Source organism: Micromonospora sp. DT4, assembly GCF_049841675.1.
Lineage (GTDB): Bacteria > Actinomycetota > Actinomycetes > Mycobacteriales > Micromonosporaceae > Micromonospora.
This window is the reverse complement of the sequence record NZ_JBNCKT010000083.1, coordinates 1-26100: the sequence shown is the minus strand read 5'-3', so window position 1 is coordinate 26100 and position 26100 is coordinate 1. Positions and strand designations below refer to the sequence as shown.

Sequence of the window (26100 nt, the reverse complement as noted above, 5' to 3'; positions counted from 1 at the left end):
GGTATAAATCATAATTGGCACTGGCTTTACAAGCACCCTGTTGAGTTCTCAAAGAACAACCACACACCGATCAGAAGACCCAACCCGTGGGCCCCCATCCCTGGGCTTTCCGTTCGCGTGTCCGGCGCTTTCCAGCGCCAGGCACTTTTACTACGTTACCCGCCGGTTTCCGCCGTGTCAAACCGGTGTTTCGCGGTTCGTCGTACTTTCACCGTGTTGCGGGCACCATTGCTCGACCGGCTTGCGCCGCTCGCATCATGGTGGTGGCAGGCCGGCCGCAGCGGTCTCCCGCTTGCTCGTCCGTTTCCCTGCCGGCTGACTACCTTACCCGGTCGGTTCCGCCGCACCAAATCCGCCTCGCGGCGTTTTGTCGGCACCACCCGGTCGGCGATCTGGCGGCGAACCCGCCCGACCCCCGAGGCCGTCACCGCGCTCCGGCCGCTTCAGGCTTTCGCCTGTTTCGTCCGTTCCGCGCTGGCAGAGAGAAAGTTACGCGTCCGGCCCCATGATCGTCAAATCCGCCGGACGCGTCCCCCGTCACATCGTCGACGGTCGACTATTCGCCCAGCTCAACGCCGGCGAACGACCGCTTCCCCCGGCGCAGCACCAGGTATCGACCGTGCAGCAGGTCGCCCGTCGACACCGTGGCGTCCACCTCGGTCACCCTGGTGTTGTTCACGTACGCCCCGCCCTCGGCGATGACGCGACGGGCCTCCTTGAGGCCGCTCACGAGCCCAGAGTCCCGCAGCAGGCCCGCCACGTCCGGCAGCTCGCCGGTGAGGCGCACCAGGCCGGCCTCGGTGAGCGCCGCGCGCAGGGTCTCCGGGGCCAGGTCGTCGAGCGACCCCCGCCCGAAGAGCGCCTGACTGGCGGCGACCGCCTGCCGGGTCTCCTCGGCGCCGTGCACCAGCGTGGTCAGCTCCTCGGCCAGCGCCCGCTGGGCCAGCCGGGCCGCCGGCCGTTCGGCCGTCGCCTTCGCCAGCTCCTCCAGCTCGTCGCGCGTACGGAAGCTGAAGTACCGCAGGTAGCGGTCGACCTCGCGATCGTCGACGTTGAGCCAGAACTGGTAGAAGGCGTACGGGCTGGTCAGGGTGGGGTCGAGCCAGACGGCCCCACCCTCGGTCTTGCCGAACTTCGTACCGTCGGCCTTGGTGACCAGCGGTGTGGTGAACGCCTGCACCGGCCCCGCGCCGCGCCGCCGCACGTAGTCGACGCCGGCGGTGATGTTGCCCCACTGGTCGGAGCCACCGAACTGGAGCTGGCAGCCGTGCCGGCGGTGCAGCTCGAAGAAGTCGTTGGCCTGCAACAGCTGGTAGCTGAACTCGGTGAAGCTGATGCCCGTCTCCAGCCGCGTCCGCACCACCTCCCGCGCGAGCATCTTGTTGACCGGGAAGTGTTTGCCCACGTCGCGCAGGAACTCGACGACCGACATCTCGCCGGTCCAGTCCAGGTTGTTGACCAGCTGAGCCGCGTTCTCGCCGGTGTACGACACGAACGGCGCGAGCTGCTCGCGGATCCGCTCGACCCAGCCGGCGATCACCTCGGGCGGGTTGAGCGTCCGCTCGGCGCTCTCCTTCGGGTCACCGATCTGCCCGGTCGCCCCGCCCACCAGCAACAGGGGGCGGTGACCCGCGAGTTGCAGCCGCCGGGCCGTGGTGACCTGCATGAGCGAGCCGACGTGCAAGCTCTGCGCGGTGGGGTCGAAGCCCACGTAGTAGGTGGTGGCCGTCCCGCCGTCGAGCAGCTCGCGCAGCTCGTCGAGGCCGGTCGAGTCCTGGATGAGGCCACGCCAGAGCAGGTCGTCGGTCAGGGAGTCCCGCCCGGACGGCGGAGGGTTGCTGTCGGTCACGGTCACCGATTCTCCCCCATCGCCGGCACCGACCCGTACCGGGTTTGGGGCAACGCACCCGGTTACGCTTGCGCCCCGTTGATCGAGGAGGGTTCTGCCGTGGAGATGCCGGATCTGGCGGGTGGTTTCGTCACGCTGCTCGGCCTGACCTTCGAGGAGACGACCGCCGACCGCGTCGTCATCAGCTGGCAGGTACGCCCGGAGCTGCACCAGCCGTTCGGCATCCAGCACGGCGGGGTGTACTGCTCGGTGGTGGAGACCGCGGCCAGCGTCGGGGGGTCGCTCTGGCTGGCCGACCGCGGAACGGTGGTCGGGGTGTCGAACCAGACCGACTTCCTGCGGGCCGTGCGCGACGGCGAGCTGCGGGCGGTCGCCACCCCGGTGCACCGTGGGCGCAGCCAGCAGCTCTGGCAGGTGGAGATCACCGACGCCAAGGAGCGCCTGGTCGCCCGCGGTCAGGTCCGGTTGCAGAACCTCTCCCGAGACTGACCGCCGGGCGAGCCGGCCGGGCGATGCCGGGTCGGTCAGCTGCGTGCCTCGTCCAGCACCGGCTCGACGGCCTCGTCGGCGTCGTCAACGTTGTCGTCGTCGGCGGGGACCTGGCTCAGGCGTACCTCGGTGATGGCCCGGTGGTCGATGTCGGCCACGGTCAGCACCCAGCCGTCCAGGGTGACGTCCTCCCCGGCGACGGTCGGGATGTGCCCGAGGCGGGCCAGCACCAGCCCGGCGACGGTGGTGTAGTCGCCGGCCGGCCGCGAGGGCAGCTCGACGCCGATGTCCGGCAGGTCGTGCACCGGGAAGGTGCCGGGCAGCACCATCGTGCCGTCCGGTTCGCGGCGGATCGAGTAGCCGTCCCGGTCGGTCTCGTCGTAGATCTCGCCGACGATCTCCTCCAGGATGTCCTCCAGGGTCACGATGCCGTCGACGGCGCCGCGCTCGTCCACGACGAGCGCGATGTGCTGGCGCTCGGCCTTGAACTGGCGCAGCGCGTCCACCACCGGCAGTGAGTCGGGCAGCAGCATCGGCGGGCGGGCGATCTCGTCGACCGGCCGGTCGTCGGGCACGCCGACCAGGTCGCGCAGGTGGATCACGCCGGCGGTGTCGTCCAGGCCGCCGTGGCGCACCACCGGCGCGCGGGAGTGCCCGGTGGCGGCCAGCACGAGCCGCGCGGCCTCCGCGGTGGTCCCGCTGTCGAGCGTGAAGACCTGCAACCGGGGTACGAGCACAGCCCGCAACCGCCGGTCGGCGATCTCCACAGCGCCGGCGATGATCGTGCGCTGTTCCTTGGTGAAGCCGTGGTTGCCGGCGACGATGTCGCGCAACTCGTCCGGGCCGATCTCCTCCGGCTGGTGCTTCGGGTTGAGCCCGACCAGGCGGACGACCAGGTCGCTGGTCGCGCCGAGGGCCCAGACGGCCGGGCGGGTCAGGCTGGCGAGCACGTCGAGCGGGCGGGCCACCAGCAGCGCCCACCGCTCGGCGGACTGCATGGCGATCCGCTTGGGGGCCAGCTCGCCGAAGACCAGGGTGACGAAGGTCAGCGCGAGGGTGACCACCACGATCGCCACCGTCTCGGCGGCGCTGCCGAACACCCCGAGCAGCGGAACGAGGGGCTTGGCGAGGGAGACCGCCGCCGCGGCGGAGGCCAGGAAGCCGGCGAGGGTGATGCCGATCTGGATGGTGGCGAGGAAACGGTTCGGGTCCTTGGCGAGCCGGGCCAGCACCCGTCCGGCCCGGCTGGTGCGCTCCAACCGCTGGATCTGGCTGTCCCGCAGTGACACCAACGCCATTTCGCTGCCGGCGAAGAGCGCGTTGATGACGACCAGGATCCCGACCAGGGCCAGTTGGCTCCCGTAGCTCTGCACGCCCGGTTCGCTCCCTCGGAGGTGGTGGCGGCACCGGCGAGTACGCACGGCGCCCGCCGGTCGGCGAGCCCGCCCGGCGTACGCGCTTCTGTGCCCCGTGCGGCCTCGGCCGAACCCTGCTCAGGTGACGCTACGCGGGATCGGTGGCCGGTGACGCGGGTAGGTCGAGGACGTACGAGTCGCCCTCCGGGCGGAAACCGAGCCGGTGGTAGTAGGGGGCGACCATGCCGGGAGGGCTGACGACCCGGTGGAAGCCGCGTTCGGTGAAGAGGCGGCTGCGCCGGTAGACGAACTCACCGGGGGTGAAGTCACGGAATTTCGGGGTCACGTAGTCCAGGTCGATCTGGGCGACCCCGCGTGCCTCGGCGTGCGACAGCACCACCCCGACCACCTCGTCGGCGGTGACCACGAGGAAGGCCGACCGGTCGGTGGCGGCCGGGTCCCAGTGGAAGTCTGGATTGAAACGGGCGATGTCCGGCGCGTGCACCCGCAGCGTGTGGGCCAGGAACTGGTCGTCGACACCGACCTGGACCACCTGGTAGGTCTGCTCGTCGTGACGGGTGGCGAGCATCCCCCGCAGGTACCAGATGTTGATCCCCACGAGGACGATGTTGAGCCCGACCATGGGCCAGACCTCGATGGCGGCGTTGTAGCCGATCAGCACGACGCAGCCGACGAGGTTGAGGGCGCGCAGCCGCAGGATGCGCGACTGCAGCAGCGACCAGACCAGCACCGCGGAGCCGGCCCAGCCGACCAGATCCAACCAGTTCACCCCGCGAGACTAGTGCTAGCCCAGGTCAGGGGTGTCGGCGGGCAGCTCCAGCAGCCACTCCTCGACCTGGGTGCCGCGCCCGTTGGCGTACCCCGAGTCCTCACCGACCACGACGAACCCGCACTTGCGCAGTACCGCGAGAGAGGCGGCGTTGCCCTTCGCGGCCCGGGCGTGCACCGGCCGGGGCAGCTCGCGCAGCAGGGCGGCCAGGGCCGCGGTGGCGTGGCCGCGACCCCAGCGGGCGGGGTCGATCCAGTAGCTGACCTCGGTCTGGTCGTCGACCGGGAAGGCGCTGACGTAGCCGACCACCTCGCCGTCCGCCTCGACGGTGCGGACCCGGTTCGCCGGATTGGTGAGCACCCGCGCCCAGTGGCGGGCGAACTCGCGGTGATCCGACGGGTCGGCGGGACCGAACGCGGCCATCCGGTTCGCCTCGGGATCCTGCTGGTGCAGGAAGAACTCCACGAGATCGTCCTCGCGCACCGGCCGCAGCCGCACATCAGAGGTCATCCGGCGAGGGTACGCAGCGCCGGTGACAGTTCGGGGCCTCCGGCGCGTCGACGGCCGACCGGCGCGTTCGGCGTCACCGCGGGCCCCGCACCGCCGACAATGGGTCGACCGACTCTGGGAGTACCGATGAACCGACAGGTCGTGGTGGGTGTCGACGGTTCGCCGTCCAGCCTCGTCGCCGCCGAGCACGCGGCCCGCGCCGCCCTGCTCCGGTCCCGGCCGCTGCTCCTGGTGCACGGTTACCTGCACCCGCTCGGCTACGGCGTTCCCTCAAACCCGTACGACCTCGGGGTGCCGGCGCCCACCGAGGAGGCGCGGAAGATGTTGGAGCGGACGGCGGCCGACCTCGCCGGGCGGTTTCCCGGCCTCGCCGTCGAGGCCCGCCAGATCGCCGGCGGGCCCGGCGCCACGATGGTCGAGGAGTCCCGACGGGCGGATCTCGTCGTGGTCGGCAGCCGCGGGCTGGGCGGGTTCACGGGTCTGCTGCTCGGCTCGGTGGGCGCGCAGGTGGCCGCGCACGCCCACTGCCCGGTGCTGGTGGTCCGGCCCCAGGGGCAGCCGATCGGCGTGGACGGGGCGCCGGTGCTCGTCGGCGTCGACGGGTCCGAGTCGTCCCAACTCGCCGTCGGTTACGGGGCCGTCGAGGCGACGCTACGCGACGTCCCGTTGGTGCTGGCGCACGTCGGCCCGGCGGGCGCCGAACGGCCGGTACCGGACGAGCTCGAGGAGGTGCATGCCGCGGAGTATGCCGAGACGGTGCGGTTGCTCGCCGACGCGTCCACCGTCGTCCGCACCGAGCATCCCGACCTGGTGGTACGGGAGCATCCGGTCCGGGCGGCCAGCCCGGCCCAGGGGCTCATCGAGGCCAGCGGCGCGGCGTCGCTGCTGGTCGTCGGCACCCGGGGTCGGGCCGGATTTGCCGGGCTGCTGCTCGGCTCGGTGAGTCAGGCCGCCATCCACCACGCGCACTGCCCGGTGCTGGTCGCCCATCCGGTCAGCTGACCGGGGTGTCGCCCTCTCGGCCGAGCATCTGCAGGAAGTCGGTGGTGAGGGCGAACGGGTCCGCCGGGCCGCTGGTGGGCGGCCGGCGCTCGACCTGGTCAGCCAACTCCCCGGCCGCACGCCGGATCCGACCCCGCAACGCGCCGTCCGCGGTGCCGTCGGACCAGTCCTCCGGCGCGGCGAAGACCGCCGTAGGGACCACCACCGCCCGCAGATAGCTGAACATCGGGCGTACGGCGTGCTCCAGGGCGAGCGAGTGCCGGGCGGTGCCACCGGTGGCTCCGATCAGCACCGGCCGGTCGACCAGGGACCCCGCGTCCAGGATGTCGAAGAACGACTTGAACAGCCCGTTGTACGAGGCGCTGAAGATCGGGGTGACGGCGATGATGCCGTCCGCCCCGGTCACTGTGTCGATGGCCTCGCGCAGCGCGGCCGGCGGGAATCCGGTGAGCATGTTGTTGACCACGTCGTGGGCGTACTCGCGCAGGTCGAACACGCGCAGCTCCGCCTCGTGGCCGCGCCGGACCAGCTCGTCGCGGGTTGCCCCGGCGAGCTGGTCGGCGAGCAGCCGGGTGGACGAGGGCTGGCTGAGCCCCGCCGACACGACGGCCAGCGTACGGCGGGTCATCGGGTCGCCCCCTCCGGCGCCTTGCCCGTCACGTCGTCGACGGCGTGCACGGTGCTGTCCTTCGCGCCGCCGGCCGCAGCGACCAGCGAGGCGTGCGTGGGCGGCGCCTCGGGCACGTGCACCGGGCGCAGGGCGGCGAACTCCTTGCGCAGCACCGGCACGACCTCCTCGCCGAGCAGGTCGAGCTGCTCCAGCACCGTCTTCAGCGGCAGGCCGGCGTGGTCCATCAGGAACAGCTGCCGCTGGTAGTCGCCGACGTACTCGCGGAAGCCGAGCGTGCGGTCGATGACCTGCTGCGGGCTGCCGACGGTCAGCGGGGTCTCCCGGGTGAACTCCTCCAGCGACGGCCCGTGCCCGTAGACCGGTGCGTTGTCGAAGTACGGCCGGAACTCCCGGACGGCGTCCTGCGAGTTGCGGCGCATGAAGACCTGGCCGCCGAGGCCGACGATGGCCTGGTCGGCGGAGCCGTGGCCGTAGTGGGCGTACCGCTCGCGGTAGAGACCGACCATCCGCTGGGTGTGCTCCTTGGGCCAGAAGATGTGGTTGGCGAAGAAGCCGTCGCCGTAGTACGCGGCCTGCTCGGCGATCTCCGGGCTGCGGATCGAGCCGTGCCAGACGAACGGCGGCACCCCGTCGAGCGGGCGCGGCGTCGAGGTGAAGGACTGCAACGGCGTGCGGTACTTGCCCTTCCAGTCGACCACGTCCTCGCGCCACAGGCGGCGCAGGAGGTCGTAGTTCTCGATCGCGAGGGGGACGCCGGCGCGGATGTCCTTGCCGAACCACGGGTAGACCGGGCCGGTGTTGCCACGACCCATCATCAGGTCCACCCGGCCGTCGGACAGGTGCTGGAGCATCGCGTAGTCCTCGGCGATCTTCACCGGGTCGTTGGTGGTGATCAGCGTGGTCGCGGTGGACAGCAGCAGCCGCTCGGTGCGGGCCCCGATGTGACCGAGCATGGTGGTCGGGGACGAGGGAACGAACGGCGGGTTGTGGTGTTCACCGGTGGCGAAGACGTCGAGCCCGACCTCTTCGGCCTTCAGCGCGATGGCGACCATCGCCTTGATCCGCTCATGCTCGGTCGGCTCCCGACCGGTGGTCGGATCGACCGTGACGTCACCGACGGTGAAGACTCCAAACTGCATGACCAGCTCCTCGCGTGTCAACCGGATGCCGTCGTGGTACCCGGACGCAGGCCATAACTTAATTGACGAGTCAACCATTCCGTCGGCGGCGTGTCCGGCAGTGGCGCCGGTCACCCTCGGGTACCCGACATATCGTCGAGGACTCCCCTCGGTGTCGGCTCGGTCAGCCGCCCGCCACCGAGGGCAGGACCTGCACCTCCGCGCCGTCGACGACCGGGGTGGCCAGACCGCCAGAATGCCGACAATCCTCCCCGTCGACGAAGACGTTCACGTAGCGGCGTAGCTCGCCGCGCTCGTCCCGAATGCGCCGGGCCAGCCGGGGATGCGCGACGGCCAGCTCGTCGAGGACCGCCCGCAGCGTCCCGGCGGCGGTGACGTTCAGCCGACTCGCACCCCCGGCCTCGGCGCGCAACGGGCCGGGCAGCAGCACGGTGACCACGCTCAGACCTCCGCGGCGCGAACGCAGAGCACGTCGGGCAGGTGTGCGGCGACCGGCGACCAGGAGTCGCCCTCGTCGCGGCTGGCGAAGACCGAGCCGGAGCGGGTGCCGAAGTAGACCCCACCCGGGGTCGCGCCGTCGGCGCACATCGCGTCCCGCAGCACCGCCGGATAGAACGGCCCCTCGGGCAGCCCGGCCGACAGCGGCTCCCACTTGCCGCCGGCGTCGGCGGAACGGAACACCCGGCAGCGGTGGTCGGTCGGAAACCGCTCGCCGTCGGCCACCAGGGGGAAGGTCCACACCATGCCGCCGCGCCCGGGGTGGGCCACCATCGGGAAACCGAAGTCGCTGGGCAGCCCGTCGGCGATCGAGGACCAGGTGCGGCCGTCGTCATCGGAGCGGTAGACGCCGTGGTGGTTCTGCGCGTACAGCCGCTCGGGGTTGTCGGCGTCCCGGGCGACCTTGTGCACGCACTGGCCGAACTCCGGCCACTCGTCGGGCATGAAGTAGGCGCGGATGCCCGTGTTGCCCGGTGCCCAACTCGCCCCGGCGTCCTCCGAGCGGTAGACCCCGCCGGTGGACATGGCGACCAGCAGTCGAGCCGGGTCACGCGGGTGGGGCAGCACGGTGTGTACGGCCTGACCGCCGAATCCGGCCTCCCACCGGGGGCGGTGCGGGTGATCCCAGAGGGAACGGACCAGCTCGAAGCTGCGGCCGCCGTCGACGGACTTGAACAACGCCGAGGGCTCGGTGCCGGCCCAGATGACGTCCGGCTCGTCGGGGCCGGCCGGCATCAGCTGCCAGACCCGCCCGAGGGAGACGCCGGTGTCGGCCGGGAACGCGACCGGCGCCTGGTCGGGCTCGTCCCAGCTGGCGCCGAGGTCGTCGCTGGTGGCCACACTGGGGCCGAAGTGTGAGCTGGTCATGCCGGCGATCAGCCGCAGGGTGGAACGACGGGTGTCGACCGCCACCGCGTAGACACCGGTCATCGGGAAGTGCGGACCGGTGATCTCCCAACTGCGCCGGTCGTCGGTGCTGGTGGCGAGAAACAATCCCTTGGCGGTGCCGATCGCGAGCAGCGTTGCCATGACGTCCTCCGAAACCGTCGGTGAGCAGGTCCGGTGATTATGACCACACCCCCCCGACAGGCTTCGGCGCCCACACGCCGGACGGCGCGCTCAGCGCCGGACGCGGGGCACGTGCCGGCGGTACGCGCTGACCGTGGGATCGCCGTCGAGCCAGAACCGCCAGGGCAGATCGTGCGCGCCCGTCACGCCGACCCGCGGCCCCGCCACCACCGTCTCCTCCGGAACCGGCTCGACCGGCGGTCGCAACTGGACCGGGCCGTCACCGAGCAGGTACGCGCCGTACGCCGCACGGTCGATGCCGAGCGTGGCGCAGAGCCGGGCCGGCCCCCGGGCAAGGTCCACATCGCGCCGCACGGCCGGTCGGCGCTCCCGTGCCGTGGTCAGGCCGTCGACCACCGCGCCGGCGCGCAGCAGCACGGCGGCGGCCTCCCCCTCGTCACCGGTGACCACGTTCATGCACCAGTGCATCCCGTAGGTGAAGTAGACGTAGGCGTGCGCGGCGGGACCGAACATCACCGCGTTGCGGGGGGGTACGGCCCCGGTGGGCGTGCGAGGCGGGGTCGCCGGCCGTCCCGGCGTACGCCTCGACCTCGGTGATCCGGACGGTGACACCCCCGGCGGTCAGGCGGTAGCCCAGCAGTCCCCGCGCGGCCGGCAGCAGCGGGCCGGCGAGCAGGTCCGCCAGGTGCGCCAGGTCCGCCAGGTGCGCCAGGTGCGCCACAGCGGCATCGGCGGTGCGGTCGTCCGGCACGAGCTCCATGGACCGAACGGTACCCAGCGGGGCGCCCGGTCATCCCGACGATCGCCACGGGTCTTGAACATTCTGTTGACAACGTCTCGTTGATGGGGTGTGCTCGGAGGCATGACCACCCAGGACCTCTTCACCACACCCGACCCGGGTCGGGCCCGCGCCCACCGCACCCACGAGGCGTTGCAGCGGATCAGCGAGCGGCACGCCGGCTCCGACGCGCGGCGAGGGCGCTGGGCCCACCCGTACGTGCTGGACCCGTGGGAGGCGGTCGCGCTGGTCACCGCCCTCGCCGCGGGCGGCGCCGAGCGGGAGCCCGCCGAGGAACCGGTCGACGCGGCCGACCTCACCGCCGCGCTGACCCTGCTGCCGCACGTGCGCGCCGAGCTGGACGCTCTGGAGGCGGGGCTTCTCACGCTCGCCCGCGACCGGGGCCTGACCTGGCAGTCCATCGCGTACGGGCTGGGGCTGGGCAGCGCGCAGGCCGCCCGCCAACGCTACGAGCGGGTCGCCGCACGCTCCTTCGAGAACCAGACCTGAGACGGGTGGCTTCGGCTACGACGAGGAGGCGTCTGTGGAACGCGGGGAGATGCTGTCGTACTGCCTGGCGAAGCCGGGAGCGTGGCTGGACCGGCCGTGGGAGGACGACGAGGTGGTGAAGGTTGGCAGCCGGATCTTCGCGTTCCTCGGCAACGGCGACCGGGAGCCCACTGTCGGCGTCAAGTGCGGCGCGAGCCGCGAGATCGCCGACGAGTGGCTGCACCGCCACCCCGCCGACGCGCGCCCGATGCCGTACATCGGCCGGTCCGGGTGGAACACGCTGCGCCTCGACGGCCGGATCGACACCGACGAGCTGACCGAGGCGGTCGACTCGTCGTACGACATGGTCGTGGCCAAGCTCCCGAAGCGGGAGCGTCCGACGGCCTGAACCACCGTGGCGCCGGCGGCTCGCGCCGACGCCACGCCTGACATCAGCGCGGTACGACCCGCTCGGTGGCCCACTCCCGCCAGCCGGCCAACCGGTCCGCCGCGGCGGCGAGCTGGTCGGCCACCGGGCCGGGGCCGGTCGAGCCGGGCGTGGTCCGGGCCGCGAGGGCCGAGCGCACCGAGAGCACGTCGCGCACGGACGGGTCGAGGTGCTCGCTGACCGCGGCCAGGTCGGCGTCCGAGACGTCCTCCAGCTCGCACTCGCGGGCCGCGCAGAGCGCCACCAGCCGGCCGGTGATCTCGTGCGCGTCACGGAACGGCACGTTGCGCCGGACCAGCCAGTCGGCGACCTCGGTGGCGAGCGAGAAGCCGACCGGGGCGGCGGCGACGAGCCGGTCCACCCGGACGGTCATCGTGGAGATCATCCCCGCCAGGGCGGGCAGCAGCAGCTCCAGGGTGTCGACGGCGTCGAACGCGGGCTCCTTGTCCTCCTGCATGTCCCGGTCGTACGTCATCGGCAGACCCTTGAGCATGGTCAGCACCGTCATCAGGCCGCCGACCAGCCGGCCGGACTTGCCCCGGGCCAGCTCGGCGATGTCCGCGTTCTTCTTCTGCGGCATGATCGACGAACCGGTGGCGAACCCGTCGTCCAGCTCCACCCAACCGAACTCGTGCGACGTCCACAACACCACCTCCTCGCCGAGGCGGGACAGGTGCACCCCGATCAGCGCGGTGGTGAAGAGGAACTCGGCCACGAAGTCCCGGTCGGCGACCGCGTCCATCGAGTTGGCGAACGACGTCCGGAAACCCAGCTCCTTGGCGACGGCCACCGGGTCCAGCGGAAGCCCCGAGCCGGCGAGCGCGCCCGCGCCGAGCGGACTGATCGCCGTCCGGTGGTCCCAGTCGCGCAGCCGTTCCAGGTCGCGCAGCAGCGGCTGCACGTGGGCCAGCAGCCAGTGCCCGAAGGTGACCGGTTGGGCGTGCTGGAGGTGGGTCATGCCGGGCGCGGCCGTGTCGACGTGCCGTTCGGCCTGCTCGACGAGCGCCTCGGCCAGCTCGACCACGCGGCTGGCCACACCGCGTGCGTGATCGCGCAGGTAGAGCCGCAGGTCGGTGGCGACCTGGTCGTTGCGGGACCGGCCGGCGCGCAGCTTGCCGCCGAGGCTGCCCAGGCGCTCCAGCAGCCCCCGCTCCAACGCCGTGTGCACGTCCTCGTCGTCGACGGTGGGCCGGAACGCCCCCGACGCGCAGGCCGCCTCCAGGTCGTCCAGGGCCGCCAGGATGCGGCCCAGCTCCTCCGGGTCGAGCAGGCCGGCGCCGGCCAGGACCCGGGCGTGCGCCCGGGAACCCGCGATGTCGTACGGGGCCAGGCGCCAGTCGAACTGCACGCTCACCGACAGACGGGCGAGCGCCTCGGCGGGGCCGCCGGCGAACCGGCCGCCCCACAGGCTCGTCCGGTTGGTGCCGGCGCTGTTCTCGGTGAGGCTCTTGTCGTCCACGCCGCCCATTGTGGTCCCCATGGTCGTCAGCCACCCATCCGGGCGTCGCGGGCTGCGCCGCAGGCCCGCGTCCACGGGCGGGTCGGCGCGGTCAGGTGGGATGTCGTGACCCGTGCGGTCATGGCGCGGTGTTCCCTTCGACGCTGTCTTCCCGGCGCGCCCAGCCGGCGAGCTTGTCACCGAGCGCGGCTCCGCCGACGGCCTCGCGGGCCACGACGAGGATGGTGTCGTCGCCGGCGATCGTGCCGACGACCTCGGGCAGGCCCGCCCGGTCCAACGCGCTGGCCAGGTACTGGGCCGCGCCCGGCGGAGTACGCAGCACGGCGATGTTGCCGCTGGCGTCCACCCCGTTGAGCAGTTCGCGCAACAGTCGTACCAGTCGGGCCGGCGCGGCCTCGGCGTCGCGCAGCGGTCGCTTGCCGTCCTCGGGGATCAGATAGACGGCCGGGCCGTCGCCGCCGCGCACCTTGACCGCGCCCAGCTCCTCCAGGTCACGCGAGAGCGTCGCCTGGGTGACCCCGACGCCGTCGGCGGCGAGCAGGTCGGCCAGCTCGGTCTGCGAGCGTACCGGCCGCTCCCGGATCAGCTCGACGATGCGGGCGTGCCGGGCCGTGCGGGTCAGCGGGGCGGTCACCGCCGCTCCCCCGTCGCCGTCAGCAGGAACGTCAGCAGCGCCTTCTGGGCGTGCAGCCGGTTCTCCGCCTGGTCGAACACCGCGCTCTGCGGACCGTCGAGCACCTCGTCGGTGATCTCCTCGCCCCGGTGGGCGGGCAGGCAGTGCAGCACGATCGCGTTCGGCGCGGCCTGACCGAGCAGCTCCTTGTTGACCTGGTACGGCAGGAACGGGGTGACCCGGTCCAGCCCGTCGGCCTCCTGACCCATCGAGGTCCAGGTGTCGGTGGCCAGCACGTCGGCGTCACGGACCGCCTGCGTCGGGTCGATCAGCACCCGTACCGACCCGCCGGTGCCGGCGGCGATCTCGGTGGCCCGCCGCACCACGGCGGGGTCCGGCGCGAACCCGGCCGGGCCGGCGATCCGCACGTGCATCCCGGCCGTCACCCCGGCCAGCAGGTACGACTGCGCCATGTTGTTCGCGCCGTCGCCCACATAGGTCAGGGTCCGGCCGGTCGTGCCGCCGCACCGCTCCCGGATGGTCAGCAGGTCGGCCAGCAGTTGGCAGGGGTGGAACCCGTCGGTGAGCGCGTTGACCACCGGGACGGTCGCGCCGCCGGCGACCTCGGCGATCCGGTCGTCACCGTGGGTACGCAGGACGATGGCCGCGACGTAGCGGGACAGCACCCGTCCCGCGTCGGCGAGCGACTCGCCCCGGCCGAAGTGGGTGACCTGGGTGTCCACGACAAGCGGATGTCCGCCCAGCTCGGCGATGCCGGCGTCGAACGAGATCCGGGTCCGCAGGCTCTGCTTGTCGAAGAGCACCGCCACCGAGCGGGGGCCGGCCAGCGGCTGGTGGCCGAACCGGTCGGCCTTCATCCGGGCCGCCAGGTCGAGCACGCGGGACTGTTCGGCGGGCGAGAGGTCGTCGTCGCGCAGGAAGTGCCGGATCATGCGGTCGTCCCCGTCGTGGTGGGCTGGGTGGAGGATGCGGTCGTCGGGCCGGCCACCGCCGGGGCGCTCGGGCCGGCCACCGCCGGGGCGGTCGCGTCGAGGGCCGCCGGGAGCGCAGCGAGGAAGGCGTCGGCCTGCGCGGTGGTGAGGATCAACGGCGGGGTGAGCCGGAGTACGCCCGGCTGCACCGGGTTGGTCAGGAAGCCGGCCTCCCGCAGCGCCTCGGCCAGGACCGTCGCCACCGGCGCGGCGAGCGTCACGCCGAGCAGCAGCCCCGCCCCGCGTACGCCGGCGACGAGTGGGTGGTCCAGCGCCTCGATGCCCCGACGCAGCCGCTCGCCGACGCGCTTGACGTGGTCGAGCAGCCCCTCGTTGGCGATGGTGGCCACCACGGCGAGCGCGGCGGAGCAGCTGACCGGGTTGCCGCCGAAGGTCGTACCGTGCGAGCCGGGGGTGAGCAGGTCGGCGGCCCGGCCGAAGGCGAGCGTCGCGCCCAGCGGCAGCCCGCCACCCAACCCCTTGGCCAGGGTCACCACGTCGGGCTCCACGCCCTCGGCCTGGTGGGCGAACCAGTGGCCGGTACGGCCGATGCCGGTCTGCACCTCGTCGAGCACCAGCAGCGCCCCGTGCCGGGCGGTGATCCGCCGGGCCGCCGTCAGGTAGCCGGTCGGCGGCACGACCACGCCGTTCTCACCCTGGATGGGCTCCAGGATCACCATGGCGGTGGCGTCGGTGACCGCCGCCTCGAGGGCGCTCACGTCGCCGTAGTCGACGTGGGTCACCTCGCCGGGCAGCGGGCGGAACGGGTCCGCCTTGGCGGGCTGCCCGGTCAGCGCGAGGGCGCCCATGGTGCGGCCGTGGAAGCCGCCGTTGGTGGCGACCACGTGGCTACGCCCGGTGCGCCGGGACAGCTTGAACGCGGCCTCGTTCGCCTCCGCCCCGGAGTTGGCGAAGAAGACCCGGCCCGGTCGGCCGGCGAGCGCCAGCAGCAGCTCCGCGAGGGCGACCGGCGGCTCGGCGACGAAGAGATTGGAGACGTGCCCGAGCGTGGCCACCTGCTTCGACACGGCGGCCACCACCGCCGGGTGGGCGTGCCCGAGGGCGTTCACCGCGATCCCGCCGACCAGGTCCACGTACTCCCGGCCGGCCTCGTCGACCACGACGGCGCCCGCGCCGGAGACCAGCGCCAGCGGCGGCGTGCCGTAGTTGTCCATCATGGACTGCGTCCACCGTTGTACCAGGCTGCTCATGCCCCGACCGTCCCGTCCTGCGGCACCACCATCGTTCCGAACCCTTCCGACGTGAACACCTCGAGCAACGTGGAGTGCGCCACCCGGCCGTCGACGACGTGCGCGGCAGGCACCCCGCCCCGCACGGCCCGCAGGCACGCCTCCATCTTCGGCACCATCCCCGCCTGGAGGCCGGGCAGCAGCTTGGCCAGGTCGTCCGTGGTGATCTCGGAAATCAGGCTGCCGGTGTCCGGCCAGTCGGCGTACAGGCCGGCGACGTCGGTGAGGACGACCAGCTTGCGGGCCCGCAGCGCGACGGCGAGCGCGGCGGCGGCGGTGTCCGCGTTGAGGTTGTGCAGGACACCGTCCGCGTCCGGCGCGACCGTCGAGATGACCGGAATCCGGCCGGCGTCGATGAGGTCGGTCACCGCCGACGTGTCCACCGACTCGACGTCACCGACCTGGCCGACGTCGACCGGCTCTCCGTCGACGTACGCCGGGCGGCGCACCGCGGTGAACAGTCGCGCGTCCTCGCCGGAGAGGCCGACGGCGAACGGGCCGTGCGAGTTGATCAGCCCGACCAGCTCCCGGCCGACCTGCCCGACGAGCACCATGCGGACCACGTCCATCGCCTCGGCGGTCGTCACCCGCAGGCCGCCCCGGAACTCGCTGGCGATACCGAGCCGGCCCAGCATGGCCGAGATCTGTGGGCCGCCGCCGTGCACCACGACGGGCTTCAGACCGGCGTAGCGCAGGAACACCATGTCGGCCGCGAACGCCCGTTGCAGCTCCGGCTCGGTCATGGCGTTGCCGCCGTACTTGACCACCACCGTGGAGCCGGAGAAACGCGCCAGCCAGGGCAGCGCCTCGATCAGCGTCTCCGCCTTGACCTGGGCGCGGGTGAGATCACCGCTGAGACTCATGTCGAGTACGCCGAGTTCTCGTGCACGTACGCGTGGGACAGGTCGTTGGTCCAGATCGTGGCGGTCGAGTCGCCGGCGTGCAGGTCGATCCGGATCGTCACGTCCCGCCCGGTGAGGTCGACCTTCGAGCGGTCCTCGGCGGCGGACCCACCCCGGCACACCCACACTCCGTTGACCGCCACGTCCACCTCGTCCGGCTCGAACGCGGCGGCCGTCGTGCCGACGGCGGCGAGGATCCGGCCCCAGTTCGGGTCGTTGCCGAACAACGCCGTCTTGACCAGGTTGTTGCGGGCCACCGAGCGGCCCACCTCGACCGCGTCGTCCTCGTCGGCGGCGCCGACCACGTCGATGGCGACCTGCTTGGTGGCGCCCTCCGCGTCGGCGACGAGCTGCTGCGCGAGATCGTGACAGGCCGTCGTGACCGCGGCGGCCAGCTCGGCGGGGGTGGGCTCGATGCCGCTCGCGCCGCTGGACAGCAGCAGCACCGTGTCGTTGGTCGACATGCAGCCGTCGGAGTCGACGCGGTCGAACGTCACCCAGGTGGCCGCGCGCAACGCCTCGTCCAGCGCCGCCGGCCCCGCCACCGCGTCGGTGGTGAGCACGCAGAGCATGGTGGCCATCCCGGGCGCGAGCATCCCGGCGCCCTTGGCCATCCCGCCGACCGTCCAACCGCTGCCCCGCGCCACCGCCGTCTTCGGCCGGGTGTCGGTCGTCATGATGGCCTCGGCGGCGGCCGGGCCGCCGTCGCGCGACAGCTGCCGGATTGCCGTACGCACCCCCGGGAGCAGCTTCGACATCGGCAACCGCTCACCGATCAGCCCGGTGGAGCAGACCGCCACCTCGCCGGCGCCGAGGAGCAGCCGCGGGCTGACCGCGCTCAGCGCCGATGCGGTGTGCTCGGCCGTGGCGTGCGTGTCCTGGAAGCCGGCCGGGCCGGTGCAGGCGTTGGCCCCACCGGAGTTGAGCACCACGGCGCGGACCACACCGCCCTGCACGACCTGCTGGCTCCAGAGCACCGGCGCGGCCTTGACCCGGTTGGTGGTGAAGACACCGGCGACACCGGCGTCCGGACCGTCGTTGACCACCAGCGCGACGTCCGCGCCACCGCTGGCCTTCAGACCGGCGGCCACTCCGGCCGCTCGGAAACCCCGGGGGGTGGTGACACTCACAGCGCCTGCCTTTCGTCCGCGCCTGCTGCGCTCCTCGCGCTCACGGGCTGACTCCCCAGATCGACAGGCCCACCGTCTCCGGCAGGCCGAGCATCAGGTTGGCGTTCTGCACGGCCTGGCCGGCGGCACCCTTGCCGAGATTGTCCAGCGCGCTGAGCACGATCAGTCGGCCCGAGTCGACGTCGACGGTCGCCTGCAGGTGACAGGAGTTGGAGCCCAGCGTGGCCGCCGTGTGGGGCCAGCTCCCCTCCGGCAGCACGTGCACGAACGGCGCGTCGGCGTACGCCTGCGCCAGCACCTGCTGCGGGTCGACACCGCGGGCCGGCACGGCCGTGACCGTGGCGAGGATGCCGCGCGGCATCGGCGCGAGGACCGGGGTGAACGACAGGCCGGTCGCTCCGGAGGCCTGCTTGATCTCGGGTACGTGCTGGTGGGTGCCGACGCGGTACGGCGACAGGTCGCCCATCACCTCGCTGCCCAGCAGGTGCGGCTTCGCCGCCCGGCCCGCGCCGGAGGTGCCGGAGGCGGCGACCACCACCACGTCGGCGGGGCTGGCCGCGCCGTCGGCGATCAGCGGCGCGAGCGCGAGGGTGATCGCGGCGGCGTAGCAGCCGGTGTTGGCGACCCGGGTGGAGCCGGCGATCAGCTCCCGCTGGCCGGGCAGCTCGGGCAGGCCGTACGTCCACTGGCCGGCGTGCGTGCCGCCGTAGTACTGCGCCCAGGCGTACGGGTCGGCGAGCCGATGGTCGGCGCCCAGGTCGACGACGCGCACCTCGGGCGGGAGCTGGGCCGCGAGGGTCGCCGACTCGCCGTGGGGCAGCGCCAGGAAGACCAGGTCGGCGTCGGCGAGGATCGACGGGTCCGTCTCGCGGAGCACCAGGTCGAGCCCGGTGAGCTGCGGATGCACCACGTCGACGCGGTGCCCGGCCTGGCGGTGCGCGGTGGCGGCGACCAGGTCGAACTCCGGGTGCCCGGCGATCAGGCGCAGCAGCTCACCGCCCGCGTACCCGCTCGCTCCGGCGACCGCGACTCGAATCCCCATACTCACCTCCGCATGACTATGCAGAGGAGATTAGCAAGAGCGGGTATTGTCTGCAAGTTAATACAGCCTACTGCATGGTGATGAGCGCAGGCGGCTGTTCATGGCAGGCGACGGCTGACGGGCCCTCTCCCCCGCGCAGGGGGAAAGGGCCCGTCCGTGGCGTCAGGCACCGCGCAGGGTCGCGCCGAAGCGCTCCGCCGCGACGGCGACCGCCGCGTCCCGGGCGGCCAGCGCCTCCTCGACCGTGAGCGTCCGGTCCGGCGCGCGGAACGTCAGCTTGTACGCCAGTGACCGGCGCCCCTCGCCGAGCTGCGCGCCGGAGTACACGTCGAACAGCCGCACGTCCTCCAGCAGCTCGCCGGCGCCCGCCTCCAGCGCCCTGCGCACCTGCTCGGCCGGGACCGTGTCGTCCAGCACCAGCGCCACGTCGATCAGCGCCGGCGGGAATCCGGACACCGTCGGCGCGGGCGTCACCGGTACCGGCGGCAGCACGTCGAGGTTCAGCTCCATGGCGCAGGTGCGGCGGGGCAGCTCCAGCGCCGCCACCGCCGTCGGGTGCAGCTCACCGGCGTAGCCGACGACGGTGGCGTCGACCCGCAGCTCGGCGCAGCGGCCCGGGTGCCACGGCGCGTACTCGGCGGCGCGGACCTCGACCCGCTCGTCGGGGACGCCGGCGGCGGCCAGCACGTCGCGGGCCGCCTCGATGGCGTCCGCCCAGCCGGCCGGCCGGCCCGCGCCCCACCAGCCGGCGGGGTCGAGATCACCGGCCAGCACCGCGGCGACGTGCACCGGCTGCGCCGGCACCACCGCGTCGGCGGCGGCGAACTCCTCGTCGGTGGGTCGCCGGTCCACGCCCACCGCCGGCGGGCTGCCGGCGTCGGGGCGCGGGTGGAAGACGGCGCCGATCTCGTAGAGGGCGAGGTCACGGTGCCCCCGACCGAGGTTGCGCTTGAGGATGCCCAGCAGCGGACCGAGCAGCGTGGTGCGCAGCAGCGGCTCCTCCTCGGACAGCGGGTTGGCCAGCCGCACCGCGGGTCGGCGCGGGTCGTCGGCGGGCAGGCCGAGCTGGTCGGCCAGCTCCGGCGACACGAACGGGTGCGCGAGCACCTCCACGTACCCCCGCTCGGCCAGCGATCCGGCGACGGCCCGGCGGCGACGCTGGCGCGGGGTCAGGCCGCGCCCGGGCGGCGCGGTCGGCAGCACCGACGGCACCTTGTCGTACCCGTCGAGGCGGACGACCTCCTCGACCAGGTCGGCCGGGTCGGTCAGGTCGGGCCGCCAGCTCGGCGGGGTGACGCTCAGCGCCACACCGGCGCCGCTGGCCGTGCCGACCGCGCCCGGGTCCTCGGACAGCCGGTCCGCGCCCTGTGCGACCGTGCAGCCCACCTGCTCGAGCAGGGCGACGACCCGTGCCGGCGGGTACTCGACGCCGACCCGCCGGGTGGGCAGGTCCGCCGGCAGGGTGATGGGGGTACGCGGCCGGACGTGGTCGATGTCCAGGATCTCCGCGCCCGGCGTGCCGCCGCCGTGCTCGGTGAGCAGCCGAACGGCCCGCTCCAGCGCGACAAGCGCCACGGCCGGGTCCACGCCCCGCTCCCAGCGCTTCGCGGCCTCGCTGAACAGCTTGTGCCGGCGGGCCGTACGCCCGACCATGGCCGGGTCCCAGTGCGCCGCCTCGAAGAGCACGGTGGTGGTGACGCCGGTGACGACCTCGCTGGTCTCGCCGCCCATCACCGCCGCCAGGGAGATCGGACCCGTGTCGTCGCAGATCACCATGTCGTCGGCGGTGAGCACCCGGTTGACCCCGTCCAGGGTGGTCAGCTTCTCCCCCGCCTCGGCACGCCGAACCACCAGCGGCCCGGCGATCCGGTCGGCGTCGAAGGCGTGCATCGGCTGGCCCAGCTCCAGCATCACGTAGTTGGTGATGTCGACCGGCAGCGAGATGCTGCGGATGCCGGCGGTCACGAGCCGCTGGGCCATCCACGACGGCGTCGGCGCGCCCGGGTCGACGCCGCGGACCACGCGGGCGGTGAACCGGTCGCAGCCGACCGTGTCACGGACCTCCACCGGGTACGCCGGCGCCTCGGTGCCGCTCGGAGCAGGCACCAGGGCAGGGTCGCGCAACGGCACGTCGAACGCGTGCGACAACTCCCGGGCCAGGCCGCGCAGGCTCAGCGCGTACCCCCGGTCCGGGGTGATCTCCAGCTCGAACACGACATCGTCGAGGCCCACGACGGGCCGCGCGTCGTCACCCGGCTTGGCGGCCCCGTCCGGCGGCAGCACGATGATGCCCGAGTGGTCGTCGCCCAGGCCCAACTCCTTCGCCGAGCAGATCATGCCGGCCGAGTTGTGCCCGTACGTCTTGCGGGCGCCGATCGCGAACCCGCCGGGCAGCACACCGCCGGGCAGGATCACCACCACCCGGTCACCGACGGCGAAGTTACGCGCCCCGCAGACGATCTCCTGCGGCTCGCCGGTGCCGTTCGCGGCTCCCACGTCCACCCGGCAGAACCGGATCGGCTTCTTGAAGCCGGTCAGCTCCTCGATCTCGCGTACCTCGCCGACGACGAGCTGACCGGTGACGCTCGCGCGCAGGTCCTGCACGGACTCGACCTCGATGCCGAGGTCGACCAGAGCCTGCTCCAGGTCACCGGTGGGCAGATCGGCGGGGAGGTCGACGTACTCCCGCAGCCAACTGACAGAAACTCGCATGACGTCAGACCACCGTTCCCGTGTCTCGTACCCGCATCGCCTACGCCCCGGTCCCGAGCGCGCGGCTGAACCGCACGTCGCCCTCGAAGAGATGGCGGATGTCGCTGACCCCGTGCCGGACCATCAGGGTCCGGTCGATACCCATACCGAAGGCGAAGCCGGAGTAGACCTCCGGGTCCACGCCGCAGGCGCGCAGCACCCGCGGGTTGACCATCCCGCAGCCACCCCACTCGACCCACTGCGGGCCGTCGCGGTGCTCCGGAAACCACACGTCGAACTCCGCCGACGGCTCGGTGAACGGGAAGTAGTGCGGCCGCCACCGGGTCTTCGCCTCCGGGCCGAACATGGCCCGCGCGAAGTGGTCCAGGGTGCCCCGCAGGTGCGCCATCGTGATGCCCTTGTCGACGACGAGACCCTCGGCCTGGTGGAACACCGGGCTGTGGGTGGCGTCGATCTCGTCGGTGCGGTAGACGCGGCCCGGCACGATCACGTAGATCGGCGGCTTGCGGCTGAGCATCGTGCGGGTCTGCACCGTCGACGTGTGCGTGCGCAGCACCAGGCCGGAGCCCTCCGGCGCGATGTGGAACGTGTCCATCAACCCGCGTGCCGGGTGGTCGACGGGGATGTTCAACGCGTCGAAGTTGACCCACTCCAGGTCGACCTCGGGCCCCTCGGCCACCTCGTAGCCCATCCCGACGAACAGGTCGCTGATCGACTCCATCAGCGTGCTCAGCGGATGCCGGGCACCCCGGGGACGCCGGTTGAAGGGCAGCGTGACGTCCACCCGCTCCTCGACGAGTACCCGCTCGGCCTGCTCGCGCTCCACCACCTCGGCGCGCTCGGCGTACACGGACTCGATGGCCCGGCGGGCCTCGTTGACCCGCTTACCGGCGTCGGACTTCGCGGCCGGCGGCAACGCGCCGATCTCCCGGCGGGCCAGGGAGACCGGAGACCGGTCACCCAGGTGCACCGAGCGCAGCACGGTCAGCGCGTCCGGATCGGCAGCGGACTCGAATGCCTTCGTGGCGTCGGCGACGGCCTCGGCCAGGGCGGCGGGGTCGAGCAGGGCGACCTGCTTCGGGTCGTACGGATCGTTGCGGTAGCTCATGGCGTACGGGCACTCCCTCACGGCGGCGCCAGCCCTCATCGGGGCGGCGAAGCGAGTCTACGGACGCGCGGCTGTGCCGCAGCCCGCCGGTAGGAGTTGCGCAGGGAGCAGGTCAGGCCCGCCGCCCGCCGACACCGGCGGGCTGGCTAAACGAACGCCGTGGCGCGTTCATGGACGGACGCTCTCCCCTGCTGTCAGTCGCGCCGGGTGTGGACACCTCAGCGCTGTGCTCTCGCCGAAGCGTACAGGCACACGGCAGCCGCGGCAGCCAGGTTGAGGCTCTCCGCGCGCCCGTACAGCGGCACCCGCACCCGGGCGTCGGCGGCGGCGGTCAACGCCTCGGGCAGCCCGTGCGCCTCGGAGCCGAACAGCCAGGCGGTGGGCCCGACGAGCCGACCGTAGTCGGTCAGGTCGTCCAGGTCGCTGTCGCCGTACCCGGTGGTGGCGAAGATCGACAGGCCGGCGGCCCGGAGCGCGTCGACCACCGCGACCGGGTCGGGCGCGCGGACCACGTCGACGTGGAAGAGGCTGCCGGCGGAGGCGCGGACACACTTTCCGTTGTACGGGTCGACGGCGTCGCCGGCGAAGACCACCGCACCCGCGCCGGCAGCGTCGGCGGTACGCAGCACCGTGCCGGCGTTGCCCGGGTCGCGGATTTCGGCGAGCACCGCCACCAGCCGGGGAGCGCTCGAGAGAGTCTGCTCCAGCGGCACGTCCAGGTGCCGGCAGACGGCGATCAGCCCCTGCGGGGCGACGGTCTCGGCCAACGCGGCGAGCGCGTCGTCGGTCACCTCGGAGACCGGCACGTCAGCCCGGGCCGCCGTGGCGGCCAACTCCGGGTGCCGGTCCAGCGCGCTGGTCGTACCGAAGAGCTCGGTGACCACACCCGGCCGCGCCAGGGCCTCGCGGACTGCTTGGGGACCCTCGGCCAGGAAACGGCCGGTGGCGTCGCGGTCCCGGCGGCGTTGCAGACGGCGGGCGGCGACGACCCTGGGGGTACGCGGGGTGAAGGCCATCGTGTGCGCTCCTTCGGCACGATCGAGGCGCCCCCCGGACGGCGATGCCGACGCGGGAGACGCCTCGCTCTGGTGCGTGGGGGTCAGGCGGCCTGAGCCGCCGCGCCACCGGTGCCCTCGGCCGTGACCGCGGCCCGGGCCAGCTCGACGATCGCCGCGAACGAGGCGGCGTCGTTGACGGCCATGTCGGCCAGGATCTTGCGGTCGACCTCGATGCCGGCCAGACGCAGGCCCTGGATCAGGCGGTTGTAGGTCATCCCGTTGGCCCGGGCGCCCGCGTTGATCCGCTGGATCCACAACTGCCGGAAGTCGCCCTTGCGGTCACGACGGTCCCGGTAGGCGTACTGCATCGAGTGCAGCACCTGCTCCTTGGCCTTGCGGTACAGCCGGGAGCGCTGGCCGCGGTAACCACTCGCGGTCTCCAGCAGGGTACGACGCTTCTTCTGGGCGTTCACAGCCCGCTTGACGCGTGCCATCTCAACTCCTTCTTAGGTAAAGGTGGCGCGCGTCAGCGGCCGAGCAGCTTCTTGATGCGCTTGACGTCGGCCTTGGCCACCTCGACCGTGCCGGTCAACCGGCGGGTACGGGTGGAAGCCTTGCCTTCCAACAGGTGGCGCTTGCCGGCCTGCTCGGACACGATCTTGCCCTTGCCGGTGACCTTGACCCGCTTACCCATACCCGTGTGGCTCTTCATCTTCGGCATGTGGAACGTCTTCTCCCCTGTTACTCGCCGCTGGTGGCGGCGGTGCCGGTGTCGCCGGCTGCTGCGGTCTCGCCGACCGCCGCGGTCTCATCGGCTGCCGGAGCGGCGGACTCGTCCGCTGCCCGGTCCCGAGGACCACCGCGGGACGCCGTGGCGGCGACCGCGGAAGCCTTGACGGCCCGGTGCGGAGCGAGAACCATGATCATGTTTCGGCCGTCCTGCTTGGGAGCGGCTTCGACGTATCCCAGGTCCGTGATCTCGGATTCGAGCCGGCGCAGGAGCCGGTAGCCCAGCTCCGGGCGGCTCTGCTCGCGACCACGGAACATGATCGTCACCTTGACCTTGTCGCCCGCCTTGAGGAACCGCACCACGTGACCCTTCTTGGTCTCGTAGTCGTGCGGGTCGATCTTCGGCCGAAGCTTCATTTCCTTGATGACGGTCTGCTGCTGGTTACGCCGCGCTTCGCGCGCCTTCAGTGCGCTCTCGTACTTGAACTTGCCGAAGTCCATGAGCTTGCACACCGGCGGGCGCGCCATCGGCGCAACCTCGACCAGGTCCAGATCGACGTCCGCGGCCAGCTGAAGGGCGCGCTCCAGCGGGACGATGCCCACCTGCTCACCCTCTGGGCCGACCAGTCGGACCTCACGTGCCCGGATCTGCTCGTTCACGCGTGGTTCGACGCTGATGGGGCCTCCTCGAGTCGTTTCTGCTCAGGTGCCGACCCCCTGCGGCTCCCGGGTGGGAACCGACCCGGAAAACAGAAGGCCCCGGCGTATGCCAGGGCCCGCTCGACCGGTCGGCACGATCATAGGATCGCGCGTCCGGAACCGGGACATGCCCGGAACCGGTGACCGGACCCGGCCACCGTAGCGGCGACTCGGGTGGGAGCAGGCGCTCCGCTTTCGCGGCTGTCTGCTCGCACGCGGAGACAGCCTGGTCGACTCGACAACACTACACCGCCGCCCCGCTCACTCCCAAACCGGACACGACCCGGCATTGCGCGGGCGACGGTGCGGGCCCGCGATGGGCCCGCGATGGGCCCGCGATGGCACTGCGCTAGGCCTGCGATGGGCCCCGCTCCAAGATCCGCGCAGTTTCCCGGAAGTTGCTGTCTCGGGGCAGCCGGAGGCAGCACTTTCCCGGAAGTTGCTGCCTCCGAACGGGGATGTCGGCGCGGGGCTGGGGCGATGCGCGGCGGGCGCGGGGCAGGGCCGGCGCGGGGGGCGGGGCGACGCAGGGCCGGGGGCGCGATACGCGGGGCGAGCGCGATACGCGGGGCGAGCGCGATACGCGGGGCGAGCGCGGGGCGAGCACGGGTGGAAGCTTAGGTGCCGATGGCACGTTCGGCGAGGCGGGCCAGGTGAGCCTCGTGCAGCCGGCGCAGGGCGCGGACCCCGTCGACGGCCAGCTCCTTGTCGGCCGCCTGGAGAGCGACCAACGGCAGCAGGTCGTCGTCGTGCAGCTCCAGGCTGGCCCATGGCGCGCCACGATCGAAGCGAACACCCCGGACGACCTCCCAGGGCAGCTCGTAGGAGCTGATGACGTTACGCACCCGGATGCCCCGCCCGTCCGCTTCCACACGTGGGCGGGTGAACAACAGGAAACCCAGCGCGCCGAAGACGCCCAGGCCGATCATAGCGATCTGGTCACCGCGCTGGAAGCTGCCGTACCCGTCGCCGGTCGACCCGGTCAGCGAGGTGGCGACCAGGGCGAACACCACCACCAGCACGATCGCCGCCGACCAGCACACCACCCGGATACGGCGAGGCTTGAGGCGGACCGGCTCGGTGTCACTCACCCCATCAGTCTGCCACCCACGTTCGCGTGGGGAACGCACCACCCGCCGAGCACCATCCCGATCCCGCCGCCCCGGGCCGCCCGGGTGCCCGCCAATCCGGCCCGGCCGGCAACCCCGGAGCCCGCGGCCCTGGAGCCCACAACCCCGGAGCCCGCAACCCCGAAGCCCACAACCCCGAAGCCCGCCGCCCGACCGGCCGGGCCGCACCGGTGCCGGTGCCGTTGCCCCGGGTGCACGCCGCAAGATCGTGCTCGATCCGCGATCTAGAGGTGTCGGTAGCGGGCTGAGACCACTAGGGCCTGTCTTGTGGATCATGGTTGGTGGGGTAGGAACATCACGGGTGTCCGGAGTGTTACCCGAGCGCTATG

General features: G+C 72.5%; 26 protein-coding genes and 1 pseudogene. 4 read left to right on the top strand and 23 right to left on the bottom strand.

The features are described 5' to 3' along the window. Positions 1–556: 556 nt before the first annotated feature. Entirely contained in the window at positions 557–1849 is a 1293-nt protein-coding gene (gene tyrS / locus ACLQ24_RS21225) for a tyrosine--tRNA ligase (protein ID WP_425893454.1), read from the bottom strand. Positions 1850–1954: 105 nt separating this feature from the next. Between tyrS and ACLQ24_RS21220 the strand changes: the two genes are divergently transcribed. Continuing rightward, positions 1955–2338, top strand: a complete 384-nt coding sequence (locus ACLQ24_RS21220) for a PaaI family thioesterase (protein WP_425893453.1) — start codon at positions 1955–1957, stop codon at positions 2336–2338. Between the two features lie 35 nt (positions 2339–2373). Here ACLQ24_RS21220 and ACLQ24_RS21215 read toward each other — a convergent pair whose 3' ends face one another. The 3 genes from ACLQ24_RS21215 to ACLQ24_RS21205 form a co-directional block, all read right to left on the bottom strand. Further along, entirely contained in the window at positions 2374–3711 is a 1338-nt protein-coding gene (locus tag ACLQ24_RS21215) for a hemolysin family protein (protein WP_425893451.1), read from the bottom strand. Positions 3712–3841: 130 nt separating this feature from the next. Beyond that, positions 3842–4483, bottom strand: coding sequence for a hypothetical protein (locus tag ACLQ24_RS21210; RefSeq protein ID WP_425893450.1), 642 nt, complete (start codon positions 4481–4483; stop codon positions 3842–3844). Between the two features lie 15 nt (positions 4484–4498). Continuing rightward, positions 4499–4993 carry a GNAT family N-acetyltransferase gene (locus ACLQ24_RS21205; RefSeq protein ID WP_425893449.1) on the bottom strand — a complete coding sequence of 165 codons (495 nt, stop codon included), beginning with the start codon at positions 4991–4993 and terminating at the stop codon, positions 4499–4501. Positions 4994–5119: 126 nt separating this feature from the next. Between ACLQ24_RS21205 and ACLQ24_RS21200 the strand changes: the two genes are divergently transcribed. Beyond that, the gene (locus tag ACLQ24_RS21200) at positions 5120–5995 is read left to right on the top strand and encodes a universal stress protein (RefSeq protein WP_425893448.1); all 876 of its coding nucleotides are present in this window, start codon (positions 5120–5122) and stop codon (positions 5993–5995) included. On the opposite strand, the gene ACLQ24_RS21195 is transcribed toward ACLQ24_RS21200, so the two are convergent. From ACLQ24_RS21195 to ACLQ24_RS21175, 5 genes and pseudogenes are all read right to left on the bottom strand, one after another. Next, complete coding sequence (locus ACLQ24_RS21195; RefSeq protein ID WP_425893447.1) at positions 5988–6623, bottom strand: FMN reductase; 636 nt, start codon at positions 6621–6623, stop codon at positions 5988–5990. The two genes, ACLQ24_RS21200 and ACLQ24_RS21195, sit on opposite strands and share 8 nt — an antisense overlap. Next, the gene (locus tag ACLQ24_RS21190; RefSeq protein ID WP_425893446.1) at positions 6620–7765 is read right to left on the bottom strand and encodes an LLM class flavin-dependent oxidoreductase; all 1146 of its coding nucleotides are present in this window, start codon (positions 7763–7765) and stop codon (positions 6620–6622) included. The genes ACLQ24_RS21195 and ACLQ24_RS21190 overlap by 4 nt, the downstream gene beginning before the upstream one ends. A 163-nt stretch (positions 7766–7928) precedes the next feature. Next, positions 7929–8204: a ubiquitin-like small modifier protein 1 gene (locus tag ACLQ24_RS21185; RefSeq protein ID WP_425893445.1), complete on the bottom strand. Its 276-nt coding sequence runs from the start codon at positions 8202–8204 to the stop codon at positions 7929–7931. A gap of 2 nt (positions 8205–8206) precedes the next feature. Further along, entirely contained in the window at positions 8207–9292 is a 1086-nt protein-coding gene (locus ACLQ24_RS21180) for a WD40/YVTN/BNR-like repeat-containing protein (RefSeq protein ID WP_425893444.1), read from the bottom strand. Between the two features lie 90 nt (positions 9293–9382). Next, positions 9383–9995 (bottom strand): annotated as a pseudogene (locus tag ACLQ24_RS21175) (DNA-3-methyladenine glycosylase). A 159-nt stretch (positions 9996–10154) separates the two neighbouring features. Here ACLQ24_RS21175 and ACLQ24_RS21170 point away from each other — a divergent pair. Together ACLQ24_RS21170 and ACLQ24_RS21165 are read left to right on the top strand one after the other, a co-directional pair. Beyond that, the gene (locus ACLQ24_RS21170) at positions 10155–10580 is read left to right on the top strand and encodes a DNA-binding protein (protein WP_425893443.1); all 426 of its coding nucleotides are present in this window, start codon (positions 10155–10157) and stop codon (positions 10578–10580) included. 34 nt (positions 10581–10614) lie between these two features. After that, positions 10615–10968 carry an MmcQ/YjbR family DNA-binding protein gene (locus ACLQ24_RS21165; RefSeq protein ID WP_425893442.1) on the top strand — a complete coding sequence of 118 codons (354 nt, stop codon included), beginning with the start codon at positions 10615–10617 and terminating at the stop codon, positions 10966–10968. 43 nt (positions 10969–11011) lie between these two features. On the opposite strand, the gene argH is transcribed toward ACLQ24_RS21165, so the two are convergent. From argH to ACLQ24_RS21095, 14 genes are all read right to left on the bottom strand, one after another. Continuing rightward, a complete protein-coding gene (argH, locus tag ACLQ24_RS21160) occupies positions 11012–12475 on the bottom strand; it encodes an argininosuccinate lyase (protein WP_425893452.1) in 1464 nt (487 codons plus the stop codon). 109 nt (positions 12476–12584) lie between these two features. Then, a complete protein-coding gene (locus tag ACLQ24_RS21155) occupies positions 12585–13100 on the bottom strand; it encodes an arginine repressor (protein ID WP_425893441.1) in 516 nt (171 codons plus the stop codon). Further along, the gene (gene argF, locus ACLQ24_RS21150; protein ID WP_425893440.1) at positions 13097–14032 is read right to left on the bottom strand and encodes an ornithine carbamoyltransferase; all 936 of its coding nucleotides are present in this window, start codon (positions 14030–14032) and stop codon (positions 13097–13099) included. The genes ACLQ24_RS21155 and argF overlap by 4 nt, the downstream gene beginning before the upstream one ends. After that, positions 14029–15282 (bottom strand): acetylornithine transaminase, encoded by a 1254-nt coding sequence (locus tag ACLQ24_RS21145; protein ID WP_425893439.1) that lies wholly within the window; start codon positions 15280–15282, stop codon positions 14029–14031. The genes argF and ACLQ24_RS21145 overlap by 4 nt, the downstream gene beginning before the upstream one ends. Next, a complete protein-coding gene (argB, locus tag ACLQ24_RS21140; RefSeq protein WP_425893438.1) occupies positions 15279–16184 on the bottom strand; it encodes an acetylglutamate kinase in 906 nt (301 codons plus the stop codon). Before argB ends, ACLQ24_RS21145 begins: the two co-directional genes overlap by 4 nt. Next, positions 16181–17353: a bifunctional glutamate N-acetyltransferase/amino-acid acetyltransferase ArgJ gene (gene argJ, locus ACLQ24_RS21135; RefSeq protein ID WP_425893437.1), complete on the bottom strand. Its 1173-nt coding sequence runs from the start codon at positions 17351–17353 to the stop codon at positions 16181–16183. The genes argB and argJ overlap by 4 nt, the downstream gene beginning before the upstream one ends. Before the next feature lie 40 nt (positions 17354–17393). Continuing rightward, complete coding sequence (argC, locus tag ACLQ24_RS21130) at positions 17394–18395, bottom strand: N-acetyl-gamma-glutamyl-phosphate reductase (protein WP_425893436.1); 1002 nt, start codon at positions 18393–18395, stop codon at positions 17394–17396. Between the two features lie 162 nt (positions 18396–18557). Then, on the bottom strand, positions 18558–21107 hold the full coding sequence (gene pheT, locus ACLQ24_RS21125) for a phenylalanine--tRNA ligase subunit beta (protein WP_425893435.1): 2550 nt from the start codon (positions 21105–21107) through the stop codon (positions 18558–18560). Positions 21108–21147: 40 nt separating this feature from the next. Then, positions 21148–22215 (bottom strand): phenylalanine--tRNA ligase subunit alpha, encoded by a 1068-nt coding sequence (pheS, locus tag ACLQ24_RS21120; protein ID WP_425893434.1) that lies wholly within the window; start codon positions 22213–22215, stop codon positions 21148–21150. Between the two features lie 218 nt (positions 22216–22433). After that, complete coding sequence (locus ACLQ24_RS21115) at positions 22434–23231, bottom strand: TrmH family RNA methyltransferase (protein ID WP_425893433.1); 798 nt, start codon at positions 23229–23231, stop codon at positions 22434–22436. Between the two features lie 83 nt (positions 23232–23314). After that, positions 23315–23707 carry a 50S ribosomal protein L20 gene (rplT, locus tag ACLQ24_RS21110; protein WP_007458417.1) on the bottom strand — a complete coding sequence of 131 codons (393 nt, stop codon included), beginning with the start codon at positions 23705–23707 and terminating at the stop codon, positions 23315–23317. Positions 23708–23739: 32 nt separating this feature from the next. After that, positions 23740–23934: a 50S ribosomal protein L35 gene (gene rpmI, locus ACLQ24_RS21105; RefSeq protein ID WP_425893432.1), complete on the bottom strand. Its 195-nt coding sequence runs from the start codon at positions 23932–23934 to the stop codon at positions 23740–23742. Between the two features lie 20 nt (positions 23935–23954). Beyond that, positions 23955–24602 carry a translation initiation factor IF-3 gene (gene infC / locus ACLQ24_RS21100; RefSeq protein WP_278151844.1) on the bottom strand — a complete coding sequence of 216 codons (648 nt, stop codon included), beginning with the start codon at positions 24600–24602 and terminating at the stop codon, positions 23955–23957. Between the two features lie 656 nt (positions 24603–25258). Then, positions 25259–25732 carry a PH domain-containing protein gene (locus ACLQ24_RS21095; protein WP_425893431.1) on the bottom strand — a complete coding sequence of 158 codons (474 nt, stop codon included), beginning with the start codon at positions 25730–25732 and terminating at the stop codon, positions 25259–25261. Positions 25733–26100 lie beyond the last annotated feature (368 nt).